The sequence below is a fragment of the Streptococcus downii genome (genome assembly GCF_004353325.1).
Taxonomy (GTDB): domain Bacteria; phylum Bacillota; class Bacilli; order Lactobacillales; family Streptococcaceae; genus Streptococcus; species Streptococcus downii.
This window is the reverse complement of the sequence record NZ_MZNX01000009.1, coordinates 296325-317225: the sequence shown is the minus strand read 5'-3', so window position 1 is coordinate 317225 and position 20901 is coordinate 296325. Positions and strand designations below refer to the sequence as shown.

Here is a 20901-nt window from a genome sequence, read left to right as displayed (position 1 = left end):
TTCATTCTTATAAATAGTGAATCATGGCTTGCTGATCCTCTGTCCAAGTAACCTGACTTTGAACTCCGTATACAGTTTTCAATGACTCAGGGGTGATGGTCTCCTTTGGAGTCCCTTGGTAAAGGATTTCTCCCTCTTTCATCAGATAGAGATAATCCGAATAGCGACAAGCAAGTTGAATATCATGTAGGACAGCTAGAACATTGACCTTGAGATTTTTCACAATGGCCAACAAGTCTAGCTGATACTTGATATCCAGGTGATTGGTTGGTTCATCCAGGAGCAAGAGAGTTGGTTCTTGCGCCAAGGCGCGGGCTAATAAGACTCGTTGTTTCTCTCCCCCTGAAAGAGACGAATAGAGACGAGTTTTCTTCTCAAGCATATCCACCTTGACGAGAGCATCTTGAACGAGTGCATAATCCCTTTCCCTTTCCTTCTGTAGAAAAGAGAGGTGGGGCGTTCTTCCCAGCAAGACGATTTCCTCAACTGTACAATCAAACTGCAATTGATTAAACTGGGTGACAACTGCCATTTGCTTGGCTGTTTCTTTGAGTGACCAATGCTCCAGTGGCTTTCCATCTAAACTTATCAAGCCTTTGTCCGCCTTTTCCTGACGATAGAGGAGTTTAAGCAGGCTGGTTTTTCCACTTCCATTTGGCCCAAGTATCGTATGAAATTGATGCCCCTCAACCTTAAGAGAAACTCCTTTGAGGATTTTTTTCTCTCCTAGTCCAAAGTGGATATCCTGACAAATCAAGTCCATATCAGACCCTCACCTCCCTTCGCCTACCACCAACAATATAGATAAAGAAGGGAGCACCTACCAAGGCTGTGAAAATACCAATTGGCAACTCGGCATTTGGAATGACGACACGAGAGAGTACATCTGCCCAGACGACAAAGAGGGCACCCAGTAAGGTCGCAACGGGAAAAAGTCTCCTGTAATTCGTTCCTACTAAACCTCGAGCTAAGTGAGGAGTAATTAGACCAACAAATCCAATAATCCCACAAGTTGCTACTAAGACTGCTGTCAGCACAGCTACCATGGTCACATAAAGATACCAATAAAAGCGTAAGGGAATCCCTAAAGTTAAAGCAGCCTCATCTCCCATCATCATCGCATTAAAAACACGATACTGAGTAGAGAAAAATAGAAAGGCCATTCCTACTACTATAGTTGGCAGGACCAAGTCTGCCCAGGTAGTTCCAGCAAGCGAACCCATGGTCCAAAACTTAATGGTCATCACACTGTCCGCATTAGCGCCGACTGAGATAATAAAGTTGGAAAATGCCAGAAAGAGAGCATTGACCACCGTTCCTGATAAGATCAGACTAGAAGTCGTCATCCTTCCCTGCATAGAGGCAATGATGAGGACAGCAATGGTTGCCAAAATAGCTCCAAGAAAAGCTCCAAGGCTAATCACCACTTTTAAACCAAGAATAATGCTCAAGGTTGCACCCAGAGTCGCACCCGCAGATATTCCTAAGACATAGGGCTCAGCAATGGGATTGTTCACTGTAGACTGCATCACGCTACCACACATAGAAAGACCAACCCCTACTATCAGGCCTAACAATACTCGGGGGAACCTCATGTTCCATACAATGGCAAGAGTGGACTTAGAAACCTCTCCCATCTCAAGAGGAAAACCCAACCTGCTCAAAATAATCCGATAGGTATCGCCTAGATCAATCGCAACGGATCCCATAGAAACAGCTAGAAAGAGGGAAATCCCTAAAACAGCTAACAAAATACCTAAAAACAACACAAATTGCAGGTCCCGTCGGCTTCCAGAAAATTTGGAAAGCATGAAAACCTCCTTAGACAAAATTAAAAATTTAGAAAATTCTCATAAAAAGTATACCATATTTCTATTAGATGAACAAGGATGGAGACATATATAGAAAAAGCCCTCTGAATATCAGAGAGCTTGATTTGAGCTCGGGCTAAAATCCTAGTGAAACAAAAAAATCTACACGATCAGAAAAGTCTCTATCGTGCCATTTTCATACATAATGTATAGTCCAAGTAGAATGAATACTAAGGGCACAATGATTCGCTCGTATTTTTCAATTGTCTCGAATATTAACGGAATAGAGGATAACACCCGACTAATCTCGCAAAAGATAATTATGCCGATTACAAACACAAGCAACGCCACGAGGGTCTTTGACCAATCTAACGAAGCAAAATAAGGTATATAGATACCTAAATTATCTCCGCCAGACGCAATTGTCAGCAATGTAACTGTCCAAAACAGTTGATTTGCCTTGCTTTGTTCTAATCTCTCAATAATTTCTTCCTCTTCTTCTTCCTCACCTTCTCCAACAATTGCAAAGCGAATCCCTAAATAGATAGGGATTAAACCAAGCAATCCAACCATCCATGCTTCAGGCACGAAATTAACGACATAAGCAGCAACTAAACTCGCCCCTACAAGTAAGCCTGTTCCTAGATATTGCCCCGCATAAATATGCCATTTCTGTTTATTCTGTGATAGCTGTGCAAATAAAATAATTAAAATAATTAAATAATCGATACTGGTGGAAATATAAACACCAATAGCAGATATGATTGTCTGTCCCATAAAAACCTCCTGTATTAGTCAGTAATAAATCAGCAGATTTTAGGAGAGCACAGACACATTAATTTAGCTATCGCTAGTGGGTAATGTCGAACGTAGGAAAGCATTTTACTCCTCCTCAAAACGTAGTTACAAAGTAATTTCTAACTGAAATTCGGTGACTACTTCCATGTAAAGTATAACATACTATACTTTACTTCGTAAAGTGTGGGCTCTCCGAGGGGGCTTGCAGACAGCTACTCGACTTTTCAAGCCGAGTAGATGCGCACCTTTATGGTGTAATTAGCTGATACTATTTGAGGTTTTTGTAGTCTCCAAAATTGTGACCGATAAAACTGCTTCGCAAAGATGCTGAAGAATTCGACTGTTTTTGTAGTCTCCAAAATTGTGACCGATAAAACCTCAATAAAAAAAGCCCTCTGAATATCAGAGAGCTGATTTGAGCTCGGGCTAAAATCCTAGTGAAAAAGATAAAACTCCTTGTGTTCATCGAACACTGTGTCCTTTCCCTATTTTCATACGGATTTTTGGCGCCCTTAGCATCATAATTCTTGCTGGATAAAACGTTTGTAGACTAGGCGACAAGCCGAATATTGTACGAAAATGTTAGTGAAACAAAAAATCTCCCCGAAGGGAGATCATTCTGGTTTATTTTACCTTACAGTGCTAGGAACCGTAACCGAAGATTATACTTGAGTATATCAAGGTAAGGTGACAAAAGTAAAAAAGCCCTCTGAAAATCAGAGAGCTGATTTGAGCTCGGGCTAAAATCCTAGTGAAAAAGATGAAACTCCTTGTGTTCATCGAACACTGTGTCCTTTCCCTATTTTCATACGGATTTCTTACGCCCTTAGCATCATGATTAGCGACGAAGTCCTAGAGAGTTGATCAACTCACGGTAACGGTTAACGTCGTTTTTACGCAAGTATGCAAGCAAGTTACGACGGCGACCGATTTTCTTCATCAATCCACGGTAAGTAGCGTGGTCTTTTTTGTGTTGTTTGATGTGTTCGTTAAGGTGGTTGATTTCCCAAGTAAGGACAGCAACTTGAACCTCTACTGAACCTGTATCACCTTCGTGACGTGCATATTGTGCGATGATTTCATTTTTTTTCTCTTTTGAGATTGCCATGATGTTTCTCCTTTTTATTTGGCTTCATCCGAGTGACAGGTTGGCATGCCTGTAACCAAGAAGAAGTTATTTGTCTTTACGACAGTTCTTATTCTACCAAGAAGCAGGGACTTTGTCAACTCATTTACTGTTTAAAACCATGAATTACTCTACTGATTTCAGAGCTTCAAGCATATCCACTTTTCTCAAGTGGTGATTGACAAAGACGCCCAGTAAGGTTAAGATTACAGTCACTGCGACGATTGGAAGAGCATAGACTTCCCAGCTGACCTGAGGATAAAAAAGTATGGTGGCAGGTGAAATCATTTGAATCAAAAATTGATGTAAATAGTGGCCAGCTACCAAACCGAGAGCAATTCCCACAAGGGACAGCACCATGGTCTCACGGTAGATATAGAGGGTCACTTCTTTATTGTGGAAACCAAGAACCTTAATAGTGGAAAGTTCACGAATACGTTCTGCCACATTGATGTTAGTGAGATTGTAGAGAATGACAATGGCTAGTAAAACCGAAACAAGGACAAGGATGGCCATAGTTTTATTGAGCGAACTAGCTACAGATTCAAAGAGATGGATGGCCGTCGCATTTTGGACGACCCCAGAAACAGCAGCTTTTTCCATGAAGGTAGCAGCTTCTTTCTCCGTATTGGAAGGTGTTGGCTCTTTTAATTTTACTAGGTAGGTATTGTCTTGTGGACGAGTGCCATAGACTTGTTCGTAAGTCGCTCGGTTGAGATAAACAAAGTGTCCAACATAGTTTTCAGAAATAGCCGCGACCTTGATTTCCTTCCCATCAAGCTCCAACTCGTCCCCAACCGTAACACCTGCTAGTTGGGCTAATTTTTGACTCACGACCGCTCCATCAGTGACCTGCACCTCTCGCCCATTCTCCTCTAATGCGATAAAGGGTTTGAAATCTTCTCTGTTTGTGACCATCATGGTGATCGTTTGAAGTCCTGCTTTTCCTTTAAAATCTTTTTCAATGGATTTTGAGTAAATCTTTTGATAAGCATGGATCGATTCAGCTTGCAAGGCACTTTCTAAATCTGCTTTTTCTTGCTCACTGGCACTGCTCTTTTCCGCTACAATCATCTGGTATTGCTGGATTTGTTCAAATTGGCGCTCCACAACTCCTCCTACAGAAGACTGAATGCCAAGACCTGCAAATAAGAGAGCAACTGAACCTGTAACTCCAAAAATGGTCATCAACATCCGTTGCTTATATCGGAAAATATTTCGCGCCGTAACCTTATGAGTGAAGCTCAGACGACTCCAAATAAAGCTCAGGCGTTCCAGCAAAATCTTTGATCCTTTAACGGGAGGTTTGGGAAGTAAGAGTTGGGCTGCTTCATCGTGTAATTCCCTCCGCGCTACCAGATAAGCCGGCAAAACGCTGGATACCCAACTTAAAGCTAGGGCAAGGAGGCTATAAGACCAATAGAAATACTCGTGACTTTTTCCAACAACCATCCCAGCTGTTATAACATCCGAAATCACGCCTGCAAGGAGATAATGTCCTAGAAGTGTTCCTATAATGGTTCCCACAGTTCCTGCAAGAAAACCATAGAGGGCAAACTTGGCAACTATATCTTGATTCCGGTAACCTAGGGCCTTGAAAATACCAGCATTGGTACGCTCTTCATCCACAAAGCGAGTCATTGTTGTAAAGGTCACCATTGCAGCGACCATATAAAGCACCACTGGGAAGATATTCCCGACTGAACGAATGCTTGACGATGCATTGCTGTACATGAGGTAGCCTTGTCCACCTGGCATGGTTTGGCGGTTGTATACGTGGTATTTCGGCTCTGCCAGTTCATCAAGCTCTTTCTGACGCTGTTCAAGCTTCTCTTTTTCCTTAGTTAAGTCACTCTCTGTCTGAGCCAGTTTTTCTTTTTGAGTCGCCAGTTCTTCCTTAGCTTTTGTCAACTGTACCTTGGTTTGACTCTTTTGCGGTTCTGGTAAAGCGGTCGCTTGTTCTTCTTGCGTTTTCAAGCGACTTTCAGCCTGTTCTAACTGACTCTTGCCTTTTTGAAGGTTACTTTCAGCTGTTTGGAGCTGTTCTTTGCCCTCTTCCAAGCTCTTTTGCCCATTTGATTTGATACTTGCCAATCTTTTTTGACCATTATCGGCCAGCAAGTCTTGCAATTCTTCCTGATGTTGAGCTCGTTTGGTCTTATAGTCTGATGAAAAAGTATCCAGTTTTTTTAAATCATCATAGCGCACACGCGCAATACTATAAACATCTGAATCAAACTGACTGGGTAAAATCACTCCATAGCCAGCCAAGCTTCCATTTCCACTACTAGCACTTCCTAAATCTTCCTTAGAAAGAATTTCACCCGACTGAACAAATCCAGTAATTGTGAAAGTTTGGGATTTTACGACGGACTTTTCTTCTTTCTTAGTAAAGGTAATGGTCTGCCCAATCTGATAGCGGTCTTTCCAGAAATCAGCCAAGGCAATTTCCCCATCAGCCTCTGGCAGTCGCCCTTCTGTCAGTTGGAAGGTTGAAATGCTCTCTGGTTTGGAATAAAGTCGAACCGCTTCTTCACTATTTTCAACGGTTAGGTCTGCCATATAGCCAAACTCAACACTTGCTCTTTGAAGTGTCTTTAGTTCGTCTTGGTCTTCTTTGTCCAAGCCATAATCTGCTATCACTGCCAGATCCAGAGTATTGGCTTTACGGAGATAATCCCCTGCCGTACGTTCCATATTTGGACTAGTCACTTTGAGGCCTACTAGTGCTAAAGAACCGAGCATCATCAAGGTCAAGATAGAAACAAAGCGTCCCTTTGAAGTCGTCACTGACTGGAGCAAGTCTTTTCGGTATGTTTTTTTCATGCTAATACTCCAACGTATCAATATCCTGTGGACGCTCATTGATCGTCATGCTCTTAACCGTGGCATCGCGCATGTGAATCACCCGATCTGCGATAGGAGCTAGCACGCTATTATGAGTCACGATAATCACTGTTGCTCCTTTTTGACGAGACATGTCTTGGAGAATCTTCAAAACTTGCTTCCCTGTCTGGTAATCCAAGGCACCTGTCGGTTCATCACAGAGGAGAATTTTAGGATTTTTGGCTACAGCGCGTGCAATGGAGACTCGCTGTTGCTCCCCTCCAGAAAGCTGGGCTGGAAAGTTATTGAGGCGATGACCTAGCCCTACGTCTTTGAGCACTCGCTCTGGATCCAAGGCATCTGTCACGATTTCTGAGGCCAGTTCCACATTTTCCTTGGCTGTCAGATTGGAAACCAGATTGTAAAATTGAAAAACAAAACCTACATCTTCACGACGATAGTTTGTTCGTTGGTGCGAACTATAGTTGGCAATATTGGCACCATCAATCCAAATCTCCCCCTCATCATTGGTATCCATACCTCCTAGGAGATTGAGAACGGTTGATTTTCCAGCACCTGAAGCGCCAAGTATGATAACCAGCTCCCCCTTTTCAATTTCAAAATTCACATCTCGATTAGCCACAATCTCCGTATCCCCAACCTGGTAACGCTTGTAACTGTGTTTCATTTCAATATAAGCCATCAGACACACCTTCTCTCAAACAAATTACTTCCTATTATCATTATAACGCTTTTTCAACTAGTTGGAAACCAGAAGCAAAAACAAAAAGCCTAGGAATTCCTAGGCTTTCTGTTTATAGATTATTTTCCAAGGTAGTATTCAGCAACTACGTTCAATTTTTCGTCGAATTCGAATACCAATGGTGGGAAGTTAGGGATTTCCACATCCATGATTTCGTCATCTGACAATTGTTTGATGTGTTTTACAAGGGCACGGATTGAGTTACCGTGAGCTCCTACGAATACATTTTTACCATCTTTAAGTGCTGGAGCGATTTTATCTTCCCAGAATGGAAGGGCACGTTCCAAAGTTACTTTCAAGTTTTCAGCATCTGGAATGACTGAGTCGTCAAGTGAAGCGTAACGACGGTCAGTATGAGCTGAGTATTCATCATCACGAGGCATTGCAGGAGGCAATACATCGTATGAACGACGCCAGATGTGTACTTGCTCATCACCAAACTGTTCAGCAGCTTCAGCCTTGTTTTTACCAGTCAAACCACCGTAGTGACGTTCGTTCAAGCGCCATGATTTTTCAACTGGAACCCAGAGTTGATCAGCAGCTTCAAGAGCCAAGTTTGTTGTTTTGATCGCACGTTTCAATACTGAAGTGTAAGCTTGGTCAAATTCGATACCAGCTTCTTTGATCAATTTACCAGCGTCAATCGCTTGTTGTGTACCTTTTTCAGACAAATCAACATCAGCCCAACCAGTGAAAAGGTTAGCTTTGTTCCATTCAGACTCACCGTGGCGAGCAAAAACCAATTTTACCATTAGATGGATTCTCCTTTAATTTTTCGAGGTTGCCCTCGTTTATCTATTCTATTTTACACAATTTTTCACAAAAAAGCTAGTTAAAATCAACGAAAAAGAGAAGAGCTTATCAGTCTTCTCTTTATCGCACTATTATAATTGTTCTCAATAAAGGATGAAATAGTCCCCAAAAAATAATTGGAAAACTACTACTCTTCAATTACAAATTTTTTCAATGTTCCAAAGTAGAGTGAACCACCAATAATGGTTAGAATTCCACCTACCCATCCCAAAAGTGGAATCAAACCGACCGCACCACCTACAATGAGCAAAACAGAAGGTGCATTCGTAACACGTTCATCATCTTTATAATAAACTATAGCCACAATTCCCAATACTAAAACAGCAATTTTAACCAATGACAAAATAATTGAGAGCCCTGTCAATGTCCCAACTGTTACATCTGCGTCTTCAGTCGCTGCAGCAGCTCCAACAGCCATCATAAACATGATAGCTGGCGCTAAGAGCAATACAATTCCTGAAACAAGACCAAAAATAGCGTTAACACGAGCAAGTGTATTTGTTTTCATAATAATTTCTCTAAAAATTAAACAGTCTTATAAAATCTTGTAATAAATATTGATTTTCAAAAAAAAATTTTAAGTTCTAAAGTCTCTTTATAATTAGTAGAAATATAAAATTATGAGAAAACTGAATAGTTGATTAGGTTAATTATCTACACGGACAAGCTAAAAAGAACTTCATTTTAGGAAATGGACTAGTAAATTTTCCCATGATAAAACGCATAATATCAAAGCACTTGAACTCTTGATATTATGCGTTTTTATGATTTTAGCGACCTTTCTCAGTCCATTCTGATTATTTCGCTTCAAATCCTTCTGCGACTGCGTCCGCAAAGTTTTCTTCTACGATGCTTGCACAGTGGTCACAGATGACTGCATGGTAGCTGCGTTCTGCTGTTGTTGGGTCAATACGACGGCAACGGTCACATACTTCACCTGAAGCGCGTTCAACTGTAAAGGCAACATCTTCAAAGCTTACTGCACCTTCTGGAGCTGCACCTTCTGCGATGGTTAATTCTGACACGATCAAAAGTTGAGCTACATTGCTGTCCACTGCACCAAGAAGAGTTTTCACCACTTCATTAGGATAAACCGTTAAGTGAGCTTCGAGTGATTTACCGATTACTTTTACATTACGAGCTTCTTCCAAGGCTTTTTGAGCTTGTCCACGGAAGTCCATGAAGGCTGCCCATGTATCCAAGATCTCTTCTTGGTTGGCAAAGGTTTGAGCTTCTGGCAATTCTGACAATTGAACGAAGTCTTCAGATTCAAACTCAAGATATGACCAGATTTCTTCCGCAGTGTGAGGAAGGATTGGCGTCAAGAGTTTGGTGATTTTAACAAGTACGTCATAGAAGACAGTCTGCATTTGACGGCGTTCGAGTGATTTGGCACCTTCGATGTAAACAACGTCTTTAGCGAAGTCAAGGTAGAAGGCTGACAAATCAACGTTGATAAAGTTCACCAAGGCCTTGTAGATTGTCAAGAATTCAAAGTTTGCGTAAGCATCACGAATGGTTTTAACAAGTTGGTTAAAGCGGATGGTCATGTACTTATCAACGGAACGTAGTTCATCGTAAGCGACTGCGTCCTGAGCTGGGTTAAAGTCAGAAGTGTTAGCAATCAAGAAACGAAGGGTGTTACGAATCTTACGGTAAGTTTCAGAGACTTGACTTAAGATATCCATAGAGATACGCACGTCGTTGCTTGAGTCCACACTTGTTACCCAGAGACGCAAGATTTCCGCACCAAATTGTTTTTCAACATCACTTGGAGCAATGGTATTTCCAAGAGATTTAGACATCTTCTCACCTTTACCATCAAGGGCAAAACCTTGTGACAAGATTTGTTTGTAAGGAGCAACGCCATGGTTAGCAACAGATGTGATAAGTGATGAGTTGAACCAACCACGGTACTGGTCAGAACCTTCAAGGTAAAGATCTGCTGGATATTTGAGTTCTGGACGGTTGACCACTACTCCATTCCATGATGAACCTGAGTCAAACCATACGTCCATGATATCTGTTTCTTTCTTGAACTCGCCATTTGGTGAACCTGGATGAGTAAATCCTTCTGGCAAGAGGTCCTTAGCATCACGTTCCCACCAGATGATAGAACCATGTTCCTCAAAGAGTTGAGCCACGTGCTCAATCGTTTCAGCTGTCATGATTGGCGTTCCATCTTCAGCATAGAAGATAGGAAGTGGAACTCCCCAAGCACGTTGACGAGAGATGACCCAGTCCCCACGGTCACGAATCATGTTGTAAAGGCGAACCTTACCCCATTCTGAGTGGAACTTCACTTTTTCAATTTCATCCAAGATTTCTTGGCGGAATTTAGATACAGAGGCAAACCATTGTGGCACTGCACGCCAGATGATTGGTTTCTTGGTACGCCAGTCAAATGGGTATGAGTGAGAAATTTCTTCTTGGGCAAGGAGAAGATTACCAAGTTTCTCGATAACCGTTGGCACAACCTTATCATAGAACTGGCCTTCAAAGTCAGGACCAGCATTTTCCATCATGATACCGCGTTCATTAACCGTTACTGCAACTTCAAGACCATTGGCAACACCGACATTGTAGTCGTCCTCACCAAAACCAGGGGCTGTATGGACGATACCTGTACCAGAGTCTGTTGTAACGTGGTCACCAAGGATCACCAGTTCATCTACTGCTGTATCCCATGGGTGAACTGTCACGATGTGGTTGAGTTCTTGACCACGATAAGTCGCCAAGACTTGGACATCAGTCCAACCAAATTTCTCAGACAGGCTGTTCAACAATTCTGAAGCAACCACAAACTTACGATCTTCACCAGCTGGTTGAACGACCACGTAATCAATATCAGCTCCAACAGTCAAACCACGAGAAGCAGTGATGGTGAATGGAGTTGTTGTCCAAACAACAATATACGTATCTGTATCTAACACACCTTTTCCATCTTTGACGCGGTTAGCATAGTAAAGGGAAGTTGAAACCAAGTCATGGTATTCAATTTCAGCTTCTGCAAGGGCTGACTCAGATGACCATGACCAGTAAACTGGCTTGGCACCACGGTAGATATAGCCTTTCTTAGCCATTTCACCGAAGACACGGATTTGAGCTGCTTCATAGTCTGGAGTCAAGGTCACATAAGGATTTTCCCAGTCACCAGAAACACCCAAACGTTTAAAGTCTTCGCGTTGTTTATCAACTTGAGAAAGAGCATACTCACGGCAAAGTTTCAAGTACTCAACCAAATCCATTTCTTTGCGTTTCACGCCTTGTTTTGCCAAGACTTGCTCGATTGGCAGACCATGTGTATCCCAACCTGGAATATAAGGTGCGTAAAATCCTGACATAGACTTAGAACGAACAATAATATCTTTAGAAATCTTGTTCATAGCGTGTCCAACGTGGATATTTCCGTTTGCATAAGGAGGTCCATCATGCAAGGTGAAATGCGGTTTTCCTTGGTTCAATTCTTGACGACGTTGGTAAAGTTTCGCTTCGTCCCACTCTTTTTGCCATAGTGGTTCTTTAGTAGGAAGTCCAGCACGCATTGGAAATTCAGTTTTTCCAAGATTTAGGGTATCTTTGAGTTTCATTATATCTCCTTTATTATATAGACAAATTAAAAACCACGAATCGCTAAAAAGGACGAAAATCGTGGTACCACCTTTGTTCGGAAAAAGACTTTGTCTTTTCCCCTCTTTTCCCGTAACGTGGGGAACGTCCAATCTTACTCTTTTCAGACTGGATTGCTTGAGAGGATAATCTGACCACTAGGGATTGCAGGACTCACACCGTCTCCTACTCGCTGGAAATATAGTTAGTCAGATCTTGTTCTCACATTTATTTCTTATAATATTGTAACGGATTCTTGTTGTGCTCCATGGCTAGTAGTTGAAGAAGCAGTTCCAGTTGCTGATGGCGATACTGAGAAATACTCTGTCACGATTTCTGAATCCTCATGTTGTGGCTCAACTGAATGAGACTGTATCTCTTCTACAACCGTATTGATGTCTAACACATGACTTTCCTCTTGACTGTTAGCCTGCTGAGCTTCAAACTCAGCTAATTCTTTGTTACCTGCTTCGATGCGGGCTTGTAACTCAGCCATTTCTTCAGGTGAAAATTGGCGAGTCACATCAATCGGCTCTTCTTCTGGTTGCGAAGGAACAGCTTCTCCCAAGACCTCACCTACGACTTCCTTGAAGGCTTCATCACTTGTTTGGAGATAAGTCGCAGTCGGACGAAGAATGTCTTCCCAATCTGAAGATTCGACAATTGCCAACTGGCTCTCAATCGTAGACTTGAGGCGTTGATGGAATACACGACTCTTGTTCTTCAACTCTTCTGTCTCAACAGCTACTTTCTTAGCATTATCTGTTGCCTGACGGAGGATTTCATTAGCCTTGTATTTCGCCTCTTCAAGGAGACGCTGGGCATCTTGCTCAGCCTGTTGAATAATATTGTTTGAGCGCTCTTGAGCAGCTTGCTTTACACGTTCAGCCGTATCTTGAGCAATCAAAACAGACTGGCTCAACGAATCCTTCATCTCATCAAAGTAAGATAAGCGCTCTTCTAAACTTCTAATGTGTCTTTCCATTTCGTGATTATTGCGGACTAAGTCCTCGTAATCACGAACAACAATATCAAGAAATTCATCTACTTCTTCTGGATCAAACCCTCTGAATTTCGTAGAAAAGGTTTTATCTTTAATTTCTAATGATGTAATTGGCATACTTTTCCTCACTTACTTAATAATAATTGGATAGTCAGTTTTATCTTATCCCTTTTAGTTTGCCCATTTTCTTTGACAATCTTCAGACGACCAAACTTTCTCACACTAATCAAATCCCCTACAGCTACTAGATAATCTAATTTTTCAACGGGGTGGTAGTTTACCTGAACAGATTTTTTCTCTATGAGTTGACTAGCCTGCTTTCTGGATAATTTCAAGGCACTTGATAAGAGGGCATCCAAACGAAAACTGGAAATCAAAATCTCTTGTTCTTGATAATTGATCTCAGATATGATTTTATCGGTGAAAGGACATTCCTCCAGCGACACAGGTAGCCTAGCAATCTTTTGTATCCCATCCTGAAACAGAGGGATAAAATCACGATTGACAAAAATCTGTGCTCTCTTTTCATCTACCAAGATATCACCAAAGAGCTTACGATCAATTCCTAGTTGATTGATGATTGTCCCCAAAATCTTTGAATGTGTTAGCTGTTCAAACCTACTTGGATAATGGATCTCTAGCAATGCCATTTCAAAATCTGACAGTGTCGGACTAAAATAGTCCGGATACAGAAGGACACGGACAAATTCCGTATGGATACATTCTCCGCTACTCACACAGCCCAGTTCATAGGTCCCAGCCAAAACCCTCAGTATCTGTTCCTGATGCGGGTTGACAAAAGCAGTGAGGACAGGAGCATAAGTATCTTCCACTCGCTTGATCCACTCTAATCCCTTATCAATAAAGGGAGCATCATCAAGGGAAAAGTGCTGGTAAATCGCTTTATTTGTCATCATAGTATCAACAAGAAACGAATCAAGCTGTCACCCAAAAAACGGACGATTAAGATTGCCAGCCAAATGGATAAATCCAAACCTCCAAATTGTAAAGGTAAACGGCGAAGTGGATCAACAATCGGTCTAATCAGCTTTTCCAGTAAACGTTCTAGTGAACTACCGTAAGAATTTGGAAACCAAGAGAGGAGTGCATAGATTAACAAAAGCAGGGAATAGATATTCACTGCATTTTGGATCAGACGAATCAGAAAAATCATTATTTCGCTCTACTTCGTTTAATATCAAAACCAAATTCCGCACTTTGAGAATCATCAGGCAACTTGATATCTTCAATATTCACAACCACATTGACTGGTGTCAACAAATACATTGTACTCGCAACTTTTTTCAAATTACCTGCCAAAACATGACGGGCACCGTCCAGATAGTCTAGACAACGACGAGCCTGAACCTCTGTCATGTACTGGAAGTCAATCAAGATACTTTCATTTCCAGCCAATAAATCCACAATCTCTGTTGCATCCTCATATTTTCTAGGATAACGAACATCAATCGTTACTTTTTCATCTGTACGATGACTTTGCATAGCCAATTCTTGTTGGCGAGCATGTAAGCGAGTGATGTTGGCATCTTTTGAAGTGGTTGATTGAAACTGCGCTGGCAGTTCTTTAGAAGCTAAACTCGATGAAGCAATCATCTGCTCATCCTGAGGTTGATAAGTCGCAGTTGTTTCTTCCCCATCTTCTGTAAAATAATCTATAAATTTATCAAATCTATCTTTTAAAGACATAGATCTCTCCTATTTAAAAAATGCTGTGCCAATTCGAACAAAGGTCGAACCAAATTGAATCGCTTCCTTATAGTCACGACTCATGCCCATGCTCAACTCTGTCATCGGCATATTAGGAATTTGTTTTTCTCTAATTTCTGCTTGCAGTTCCTGAGTTTTCTTGAAAATTTGTTTCAATTCATCAGAATCTGCCTCAAAAGGAGCCATGGTCATCAAACCAACATACTCAATCTGATCTAGCTGAGCCAAGTCCGGCAAAAGTTCTAGTAATTCTTCTTTGGAAAAACCGTGCTTGCTTTCTTCTCCTGAAATATTGACCTGTAGGAAACACTTGATAACATGATCTGTCCTCTTTTGAATCTCCTGTGCCAATTTCAAGGAATCTAAAGCATGAAAGTAATCCACAAAAGGGATTACTTCTTTGACCTTCCGTCTTTGTAGCGTTCCAATCAAATGCCAAGTGACGGGGAATTCTTTTAACGTCTGATATTTTTCTAAAAATTTATCAACACGATTTTCACCAATATGATGAACACCTAGGGGAAGCAGGGCTTCCGCTGTTTTTACGTTCACATATTTCGTCACTGCAATAATTGAAACAGAAGCTGGATCACGATTGGCTTCTCGGCTAGCTTCAGCAACCTGCTGAAAAACGAACTCTGTATTTTTTTTCAAATCCATTGATTAACGATTCTTGAAGAATGGAGGTGTGTCCAACTCATCTTCGTCCTGATAAGTCGGTGCTTCGAAACGTTCTACAGGTGATACGACTGAATCAGTTTGACGAACGATTGATTCACGACGCAAGTCCCAATCACCAAAAGCAGAAGATTGACTTGTTTCAAAGCGTCGTTGGCTTTGTTTTGGTAATTCTGCTGTATCTTCTAGGTCAAAATGACGATCAAAATTTTGAGGGTGCGATTGTCTTGAAGCTTCACGACGAGCCGCTTGTTTTACTGAAGAACCAACAACTTTTTCTACACGTTCTTGACGAACACCAGTCGCTACAACAGTAACACGGATTTCATCCTTCATGCTTTCGTCAATTGATGTTCCAAGCCAGATGTTTACACCTTGGCCAGCTGCTTGGTTGACGATTTCTGAAGCTTCTTCTGCTTCAATCAATGTTAAATCAAGACCACCAGTAACGTTGACGATGACATCCTCTGCACCATCGATAGTTGTTTCAAGAAGTGGAGAGTAAATTGCTTTACGAGCCGCTTCAACAACGCGTTCTTCACCACTACCGATACCGATACCCATAAGGGCATTTCCTTTGTTTGCCATTACAGTTTTCACGTCAGCAAAGTCAAGGTTGATCAAACCAGGGTTGGTAATCAAGTCTGTAATCCCTTGAACACCTTGGCGAAGAACGTTATCTGCTTCACTAAGAGCTTCAAGAAGCGGTGTCTTCTTGTCAACAATTTCAAGCAAGTTGTTGTTTGAAATGATCAATAGGGTATCTACATGTTCACGAAGTTCGTTGATTCCTTCTACAGCGTACTGACCACGTTTGCTTCCTTCAAAGCCAAAAGGACGTGTCACAACACCAACTGTAAGGGCACCAAGATCTTTAGCAATACGTGCAATAACAGGGGCAGCTCCTGTACCAGATCCACCACCCATACCAGCAGTGATAAAGACCATGTCTGCCCCGCTAATCGCTGCTGTCAATGCTTCTTCGCTTTCTTCAGCAGCCTTACGACCAACCTCAGGTCGACCTCCAGCACCCAAGCCACGAGTCAACTTTGGTCCGAGTTGGATAACTGTTTCAGCTTTTGTACTGCTTAAGGCTTGTACGTCTGTGTTCGCCGCAATGAATTCTACGCCTGAAACACCTTCGTCGATCATGCGGTTAATAGCATTACCACCGCCTCCACCGACACCAATTACTTTAATAACTGCACCTTGAGCAGCTGCTGTATCAAATGAAAATGTCATAATTTCTTTTCCTCTTTTATTCATCAAACATGCTTCCGATCAAGCTACGGAAACGGTCTGTTAATTTCGGTTTATCTTGAGAACTTGCTTGGAATTCGTCTCTTGGAGCAAGGCCACTGTCAGGTGTGATTTCAGTTGCTGCAGTAGCTGGTTGCACTGGAGTTGATTGTATAATCGGTGTCACACTTTGATTTGAAACACCAAAATTAATTGGTTTTTGACGAAGGAATTCATCTCCTCTGACTGCCTTTTGAGCCAGAAGATTCACTTCTGTCAATTTACCTGCGAACTCAGACAAGCTGATCACATGGGCAAAAGCAGGGTTGCGAATTCCCACTTGATTTGGCACATAGAGTTTCACTCGAACACCAAACACCTCTTGCGCCAATTCGACAACTCCTGGTAAAATCGCATTTCCGCCGATCAGAACGATACCACCTGGTAGATCCAACAAGTGTCTTCTGTCTAACTCCTGTTTAATTTGATCAAAAATATGTTTGATACGTGCTGAAATAATTTCTGCTAAGTAACTTTCTGTCACTTCAACGGGCTCTACTTCACCAATGACTTCAACTTGGAAAGTCTCGTTACTTGCTAGTGGAACATAAGCTTCACCATAGTTGAGTTTCAAACTTTCTGCGATTTTTTGGGAAGTTTTTAAGACTTTGGAAATGTCTTTAGTGACATATTCTCCACCTTCTTGATAAATATTTGTAAATTGCAATTCTTGATTGCGAATGGTTGCAACTGTAGTCTGTCCACCACCCATATCAATCACTGTCGCGCCAAACTCACGTTCTCCCTCATTAAGAACTGAATTTACAATCGCTAATGGTGAGATGATGACGTTGTCAACATGAATTCCCACACGCTCCACGGTTTTACGAAGATTATGAAGGATAGTGCGAGGTCCTGTGTAAAGCAAACCACGCATTTCCAAACGCACCCCCATCATCCCACGAGGGTCACGAATACCTTGGAAGCCATCTACGATAAATTCTTCTGGAATGAAAGTAATCACTTCACGATCAGGCGTCATGCTCTTAGTCAAAGCTGATTTGACAACATTCTCTACGTCTTGATCTGTAATTTCTTTTGTATCTGATGTTACAGGAATCATTCCTTGAGTTGGTTCAACCTGCAAGAGATTTGCTGGTAAACCAACATTGACAGACTTGATTGAAATTCCTGCCTTCTCTTCTGCCTGGGAAATTGCGGATTTAATTGCTGAAGCAGCAGCCTCAATATCAACGATAATCCCGTCTTTGACACCTTTACTCTTGGCATTGCTAACGCCAATTACATTTACTTCACCATCTCTATGTTCGGCAACCAGCACTTTGATGGAGCTAGTTCCGATATCTAAGCCTGTAAAAAAACCATCTCTAGTCATTACATTGCGTCCTCTCTGTCTTCCAAGTTTCTCACTTCTATTTTCAATAACTGTGACGAGACACAGCTATTCACAAAATATTATAACACAAAAAATCCAATCGTGCTTAGTTTTTCATAAATTTCCTCTAGGTTTTTTGTAAAAGTCTTTTAAACAATTTTTCTCAGGAGCAATCATTATTTTTATATCCTTACAGCTATATTTTGCATATTTAATCAAAAAAAGAGAAGGCCTTTTTAAGCTTTCTCTTGAATCATTTTTTCTGCTCTTTGTTGCAAAAAGACCTCTAGTACTTTTGCAGTCAAGCTGATAGCTGCTACCAACACACTGGACACGATGATGTAATTCGCCAATAGTCCGTGATTCCCCACTAGTGGTGGTTTATTTAAAAAACCATAATCCCCACCTACAACCAAGTTGACAACTCCTATCAAGGCATTTAGAGAAAATGTAATCACTGTCACATTCTTCAAATTGAGCAGGGAAGCTTCATAATTCTTAAACAAGTATAGGAGCGCATTCCCCAAAAGTGCCACATGCCCGATGATAAAGGACAGGATGGTCACGTGTGGAAACGGATAAGGGTCAAAGAGTGGGTATGCCAGAGCTGCAGTTGCTCCAAAGGTTCCTAGAAGTGCAAAGTATTGCTTGTACTTGGAAGTCCCTGGAATCAAGAGCATAACAAACATGGCGATACGGCAATGATAGAAAGGCAAACTTTCTGATAAGGGCATTTGATTGCCCCAATACCAGCTATACAGAACAATCAGTTGAAGAGACTGAAGGATCTGAATGAAGCGCTGGTAAGCCACCTTGTCGCGGTAACGATAAGAAATATAGAAAGTAATAGCCAGTAAACATAACAAACCAATATACCAGTGGAGTTCAAACTGGGGCGGTTCTGATATCTGTGTGGTAAATAATTGTTCCCACAAATTCATATTCTATTCCTCGTTCATCTAGCCAGAGCAGTAGAAAGTTCACTGCCCTAGTTTTTATTTTTTGAAAAAACTTGATTCTATGACATGCATAGAACACTTGCGTCTTAAATTCGCAACCTATTATATCATTTGTATCGCAGAAATGCATCTTACAAACACCCTTTTTTGATTTGCAGATTTCTCTAGCATAACCTAATCAATATATTGGTCTCTTTGTCCTTTATAAACCTGCCAAAGAATCTCCATTTGTTCCTTGGTAATGCGTTTTTCAGATAAGGCTGGCAATTGGTTAATGGCAAAAAATTGAAGCTCAGCAATTTCTTGATTCTCTTGAAATCGTCCCTCAATGAGTTGGCATTCAAACACAAACTTTGCATATTGTTTGCTCTGTAGTTGGAAACGATTGGTGTCAAAAACTGCAAGTAACCTTTCAGCTTTTGCTGTAAAACCGGTTTCTTCTTCAATTTCCTTAAGAATATTTTCGGTTGGAGAATAGCCGACCTCACCAAAGCCACCTGGCAAAGACCAGCTATCCTCTCCTTGTCCCCTAACCAGACAAATCTTTTCATCCTCAACAATCCAAGCACGGACGTCCATCAGAGGAGTTGCATAAGCACCAGTTGGTCTCAGGAGCTCTGTTACTTCCTCTTGCTTTAGTTCTGTAGTTTCTCTCAAAATATCAGATAAGATCGCACGTAAGTCCTCGTATCGCTCACAGTCAAAAGGATCTTTTGTGAAGGTTAATCCAGTATCCGTAATGGCTAGCATTCTTTGCAGATACTTGGTAAAATCACTTGCATTCATTTTCTAAACTTTCTACCAACTTAGCTAGATTCATGGAGTTAGAGCCTTTGAGCAGAATTTGGTCGTTCGTACCAAGGCTTGCCTTAACCTGCTTGACAAGACCTTCAAATTGGTCCTCGTCGGCTGTTTTTTTGAAGTAATAAACGTGGCCGATTGGGAACATTTGACTGGCCAGTTGGGCCAATTCAGCAATGTCTTCCCCGTAGAAAATAACCGTATCAAGCACATCGGGCGAGAGGCTCAAAATCATCTGGTTATGGAGTTGGACAGACTGGTCTCCAAGTTCTTTCATATCTGCCAAAACCGCAATTTTCTTGCCACCTTCATTAGCTGGAATAGCAGAGAAAGTCTCTAAAATTAGCTTCATAGCAGTTGGATTGGCATTGTAAACATCTGACAGAATATCTGCTCCGTTGGCAGCTTTCTTCCACTCGGTACGATTACGGGTCAATTCTAGGTTCTGAAAGGCCTGATGAATCTGTTCCTCTGAAACTCCTTCTTGTAGGGCAACATAAGATGCAATCATAGCATTGGTGGCATTGTACTTACCTGTCACTGGCAAATCGAGGGCTTGTTCCAAGAAATTGGCCTTAAAGGTCAGACTATCCTTGCGTTCGACCAAGTCTGTGATTTCCAATTCTGCCCCTTGCCCAAAACGAACCACCTTTTTATCAGCTGGCAAGTAGTCCTCTACAATGGAGTCGGCTGGTGCCAAAAGCAAAGAACCTGAAGCCATACCATCTGCAATTTGCATTTTTCCTTTGGCAATCTCTGAACGGTCTTTGAAAAAGGCCAAATGAGCTTCTCCAACCAAGGTCACGATGGCTGTCTTAGGATGAGCCAATTCAGACAAGAGATGAATATCTCCCAAGTGGTCCTGCCCCATCTCCAAGACCAACTTTTCTGTTCCCTCAGGCATGTGGAGAACTGTGTAGGGAAGGCCAATCTCGTTATTGTAATTGCCCTGAGTTTTGTAGGTCTTGTAGGTTGTTGATAGCAAGTGCGCTAACATATCCTTGGTCGTTGTCTTGCCATTTGAACCCGTAACAGCAAATACATCAACTGCCGTTTTTTCAAGATAGTAGGCTGCGAGGGTTTGAAAGGCAGACAACACATCGTCTACTAGAATGTAGGGATGATTTGCAACCTCTTTCTCAGACAAGGTTACTGCTGCACCATTTTCAAAAGCTGTTTCGATAAAATCATGGCCATCACGCGCACCCTTGAGCGGAACAAACAAATCTCCAGCAGTGATTAAACGACTGTCAAACTCAGCCTTTTCTAACTGAACATCTGCAAAGAGACTAACATCATTTTTAGCTCCAACAGCTTGGGCGACTTCATGTATTGTTAATTTCATTTCTAC

Annotated in this window: 19 protein-coding genes; all 19 read right to left on the bottom strand. The window is 41.6% G+C overall.

Annotation, left to right across the window (positions count from 1 at the left end; translation table 11 throughout):
• Positions 1-7: 7 nt before the first annotated feature.
• Positions 8-763 (bottom strand): ABC transporter ATP-binding protein, encoded by a 756-nt coding sequence (locus E2R31_RS07785; RefSeq protein ID WP_084948941.1) that lies wholly within the window; start codon positions 761-763, stop codon positions 8-10.
• 1 nt (position 764) lies between these two features.
• A complete protein-coding gene (locus tag E2R31_RS07780; RefSeq protein ID WP_132973812.1) occupies positions 765-1811 on the bottom strand; it encodes a FecCD family ABC transporter permease in 1047 nt (348 codons plus the stop codon).
• A 162-nt stretch (positions 1812-1973) separates the two neighbouring features.
• A complete protein-coding gene (locus tag E2R31_RS07775) occupies positions 1974-2588 on the bottom strand; it encodes a CadD family cadmium resistance transporter (RefSeq protein WP_049519085.1) in 615 nt (204 codons plus the stop codon).
• Between the two features lie 859 nt (positions 2589-3447).
• Complete coding sequence (rpsO, locus tag E2R31_RS07770; RefSeq protein WP_001018251.1) at positions 3448-3717, bottom strand: 30S ribosomal protein S15; 270 nt, start codon at positions 3715-3717, stop codon at positions 3448-3450.
• 144 nt (positions 3718-3861) lie between these two features.
• Positions 3862-6561: an FtsX-like permease family protein gene (locus tag E2R31_RS07765; RefSeq protein ID WP_132973810.1), complete on the bottom strand. Its 2700-nt coding sequence runs from the start codon at positions 6559-6561 to the stop codon at positions 3862-3864.
• Between the two features lies 1 nt (position 6562).
• Positions 6563-7264 (bottom strand): ABC transporter ATP-binding protein, encoded by a 702-nt coding sequence (locus E2R31_RS07760; protein WP_132973808.1) that lies wholly within the window; start codon positions 7262-7264, stop codon positions 6563-6565.
• A 119-nt stretch (positions 7265-7383) separates the two neighbouring features.
• Positions 7384-8076, bottom strand: a complete 693-nt coding sequence (locus tag E2R31_RS07755) for a phosphoglycerate mutase (RefSeq protein WP_132973806.1) — start codon at positions 8074-8076, stop codon at positions 7384-7386.
• Between the two features lie 188 nt (positions 8077-8264).
• Positions 8265-8645: a hypothetical protein gene (locus E2R31_RS07750; protein WP_132973804.1), complete on the bottom strand. Its 381-nt coding sequence runs from the start codon at positions 8643-8645 to the stop codon at positions 8265-8267.
• A 289-nt stretch (positions 8646-8934) separates the two neighbouring features.
• Entirely contained in the window at positions 8935-11727 is a 2793-nt protein-coding gene (gene ileS / locus E2R31_RS07745) for an isoleucine--tRNA ligase (protein ID WP_132973803.1), read from the bottom strand.
• Positions 11728-11981: 254 nt separating this feature from the next.
• On the bottom strand, positions 11982-12866 hold the full coding sequence (locus tag E2R31_RS07740) for a DivIVA domain-containing protein (protein WP_132973801.1): 885 nt from the start codon (positions 12864-12866) through the stop codon (positions 11982-11984).
• 8 nt (positions 12867-12874) lie between these two features.
• On the bottom strand, positions 12875-13666 hold the full coding sequence (locus tag E2R31_RS07735; protein ID WP_132973799.1) for a YlmH family RNA-binding protein: 792 nt from the start codon (positions 13664-13666) through the stop codon (positions 12875-12877).
• Complete coding sequence (locus E2R31_RS07730; protein ID WP_000576497.1) at positions 13663-13923, bottom strand: YggT family protein; 261 nt, start codon at positions 13921-13923, stop codon at positions 13663-13665. The genes E2R31_RS07735 and E2R31_RS07730 overlap by 4 nt, the downstream gene beginning before the upstream one ends.
• On the bottom strand, positions 13923-14456 hold the full coding sequence (locus E2R31_RS07725; RefSeq protein WP_132973797.1) for a cell division protein SepF: 534 nt from the start codon (positions 14454-14456) through the stop codon (positions 13923-13925). The genes E2R31_RS07730 and E2R31_RS07725 overlap by 1 nt, the downstream gene beginning before the upstream one ends.
• 9 nt (positions 14457-14465) lie before the next feature.
• Positions 14466-15137 (bottom strand): YggS family pyridoxal phosphate-dependent enzyme, encoded by a 672-nt coding sequence (locus tag E2R31_RS07720; protein ID WP_132973795.1) that lies wholly within the window; start codon positions 15135-15137, stop codon positions 14466-14468.
• Between the two features lie 3 nt (positions 15138-15140).
• Positions 15141-16397: a cell division protein FtsZ gene (ftsZ, locus tag E2R31_RS07715; RefSeq protein WP_125394622.1), complete on the bottom strand. Its 1257-nt coding sequence runs from the start codon at positions 16395-16397 to the stop codon at positions 15141-15143.
• Between the two features lie 16 nt (positions 16398-16413).
• On the bottom strand, positions 16414-17790 hold the full coding sequence (gene ftsA, locus E2R31_RS07710) for a cell division protein FtsA (RefSeq protein ID WP_000196334.1): 1377 nt from the start codon (positions 17788-17790) through the stop codon (positions 16414-16416).
• A 236-nt stretch (positions 17791-18026) separates the two neighbouring features.
• Complete coding sequence (locus E2R31_RS07705) at positions 18027-18731, bottom strand: YwaF family protein (RefSeq protein WP_132973793.1); 705 nt, start codon at positions 18729-18731, stop codon at positions 18027-18029.
• Between the two features lie 192 nt (positions 18732-18923).
• The gene (locus tag E2R31_RS07700; RefSeq protein ID WP_084948955.1) at positions 18924-19535 is read right to left on the bottom strand and encodes an NUDIX hydrolase; all 612 of its coding nucleotides are present in this window, start codon (positions 19533-19535) and stop codon (positions 18924-18926) included.
• A complete protein-coding gene (locus E2R31_RS07695; protein WP_132973792.1) occupies positions 19522-20895 on the bottom strand; it encodes a UDP-N-acetylmuramoyl-tripeptide--D-alanyl-D-alanine ligase in 1374 nt (457 codons plus the stop codon). The genes E2R31_RS07700 and E2R31_RS07695 overlap by 14 nt, the downstream gene beginning before the upstream one ends.
• Positions 20896-20901 lie beyond the last annotated feature (6 nt).

Coding starts and splice junctions, on each gene's coding strand:
- E2R31_RS07785 (WP_084948941.1), bottom strand. CDS start 763: ATGGACTTGATTTGTCAGGATATCCACTTTGGACTAGGAGAGAAAAAA.
- E2R31_RS07780 (WP_132973812.1), bottom strand. CDS start 1,811: ATGCTTTCCAAATTTTCTGGAAGCCGACGGGACCTGCAATTTGTGTTG.
- E2R31_RS07775 (WP_049519085.1), bottom strand. CDS start 2,588: ATGGGACAGACAATCATATCTGCTATTGGTGTTTATATTTCCACCAGT.
- rpsO (WP_001018251.1), bottom strand. CDS start 3,717: ATGGCAATCTCAAAAGAGAAAAAAAATGAAATCATCGCACAATATGCA.
- E2R31_RS07765 (WP_132973810.1), bottom strand. CDS start 6,561: ATGAAAAAAACATACCGAAAAGACTTGCTCCAGTCAGTGACGACTTCA.
- E2R31_RS07760 (WP_132973808.1), bottom strand. CDS start 7,264: ATGGCTTATATTGAAATGAAACACAGTTACAAGCGTTACCAGGTTGGG.
- E2R31_RS07755 (WP_132973806.1), bottom strand. CDS start 8,076: ATGGTAAAATTGGTTTTTGCTCGCCACGGTGAGTCTGAATGGAACAAA.
- E2R31_RS07750 (WP_132973804.1), bottom strand. CDS start 8,645: ATGAAAACAAATACACTTGCTCGTGTTAACGCTATTTTTGGTCTTGTT.
- ileS (WP_132973803.1), bottom strand. CDS start 11,727: ATGAAACTCAAAGATACCCTAAATCTTGGAAAAACTGAATTTCCAATG.
- E2R31_RS07740 (WP_132973801.1), bottom strand. CDS start 12,866: ATGCCAATTACATCATTAGAAATTAAAGATAAAACCTTTTCTACGAAA.
- E2R31_RS07735 (WP_132973799.1), bottom strand. CDS start 13,666: ATGATGACAAATAAAGCGATTTACCAGCACTTTTCCCTTGATGATGCT.
- E2R31_RS07730 (WP_000576497.1), bottom strand. CDS start 13,923: ATGATTTTTCTGATTCGTCTGATCCAAAATGCAGTGAATATCTATTCC.
- E2R31_RS07725 (WP_132973797.1), bottom strand. CDS start 14,456: ATGTCTTTAAAAGATAGATTTGATAAATTTATAGATTATTTTACAGAA.
- E2R31_RS07720 (WP_132973795.1), bottom strand. CDS start 15,137: ATGGATTTGAAAAAAAATACAGAGTTCGTTTTTCAGCAGGTTGCTGAA.
- ftsZ (WP_125394622.1), bottom strand. CDS start 16,397: ATGACATTTTCATTTGATACAGCAGCTGCTCAAGGTGCAGTTATTAAA.
- ftsA (WP_000196334.1), bottom strand. CDS start 17,790: ATGACTAGAGATGGTTTTTTTACAGGCTTAGATATCGGAACTAGCTCC.
- E2R31_RS07705 (WP_132973793.1), bottom strand. CDS start 18,731: ATGAATTTGTGGGAACAATTATTTACCACACAGATATCAGAACCGCCC.
- E2R31_RS07700 (WP_084948955.1), bottom strand. CDS start 19,535: ATGAATGCAAGTGATTTTACCAAGTATCTGCAAAGAATGCTAGCCATT.
- E2R31_RS07695 (WP_132973792.1), bottom strand. CDS start 20,895: ATGAAATTAACAATACATGAAGTCGCCCAAGCTGTTGGAGCTAAAAAT.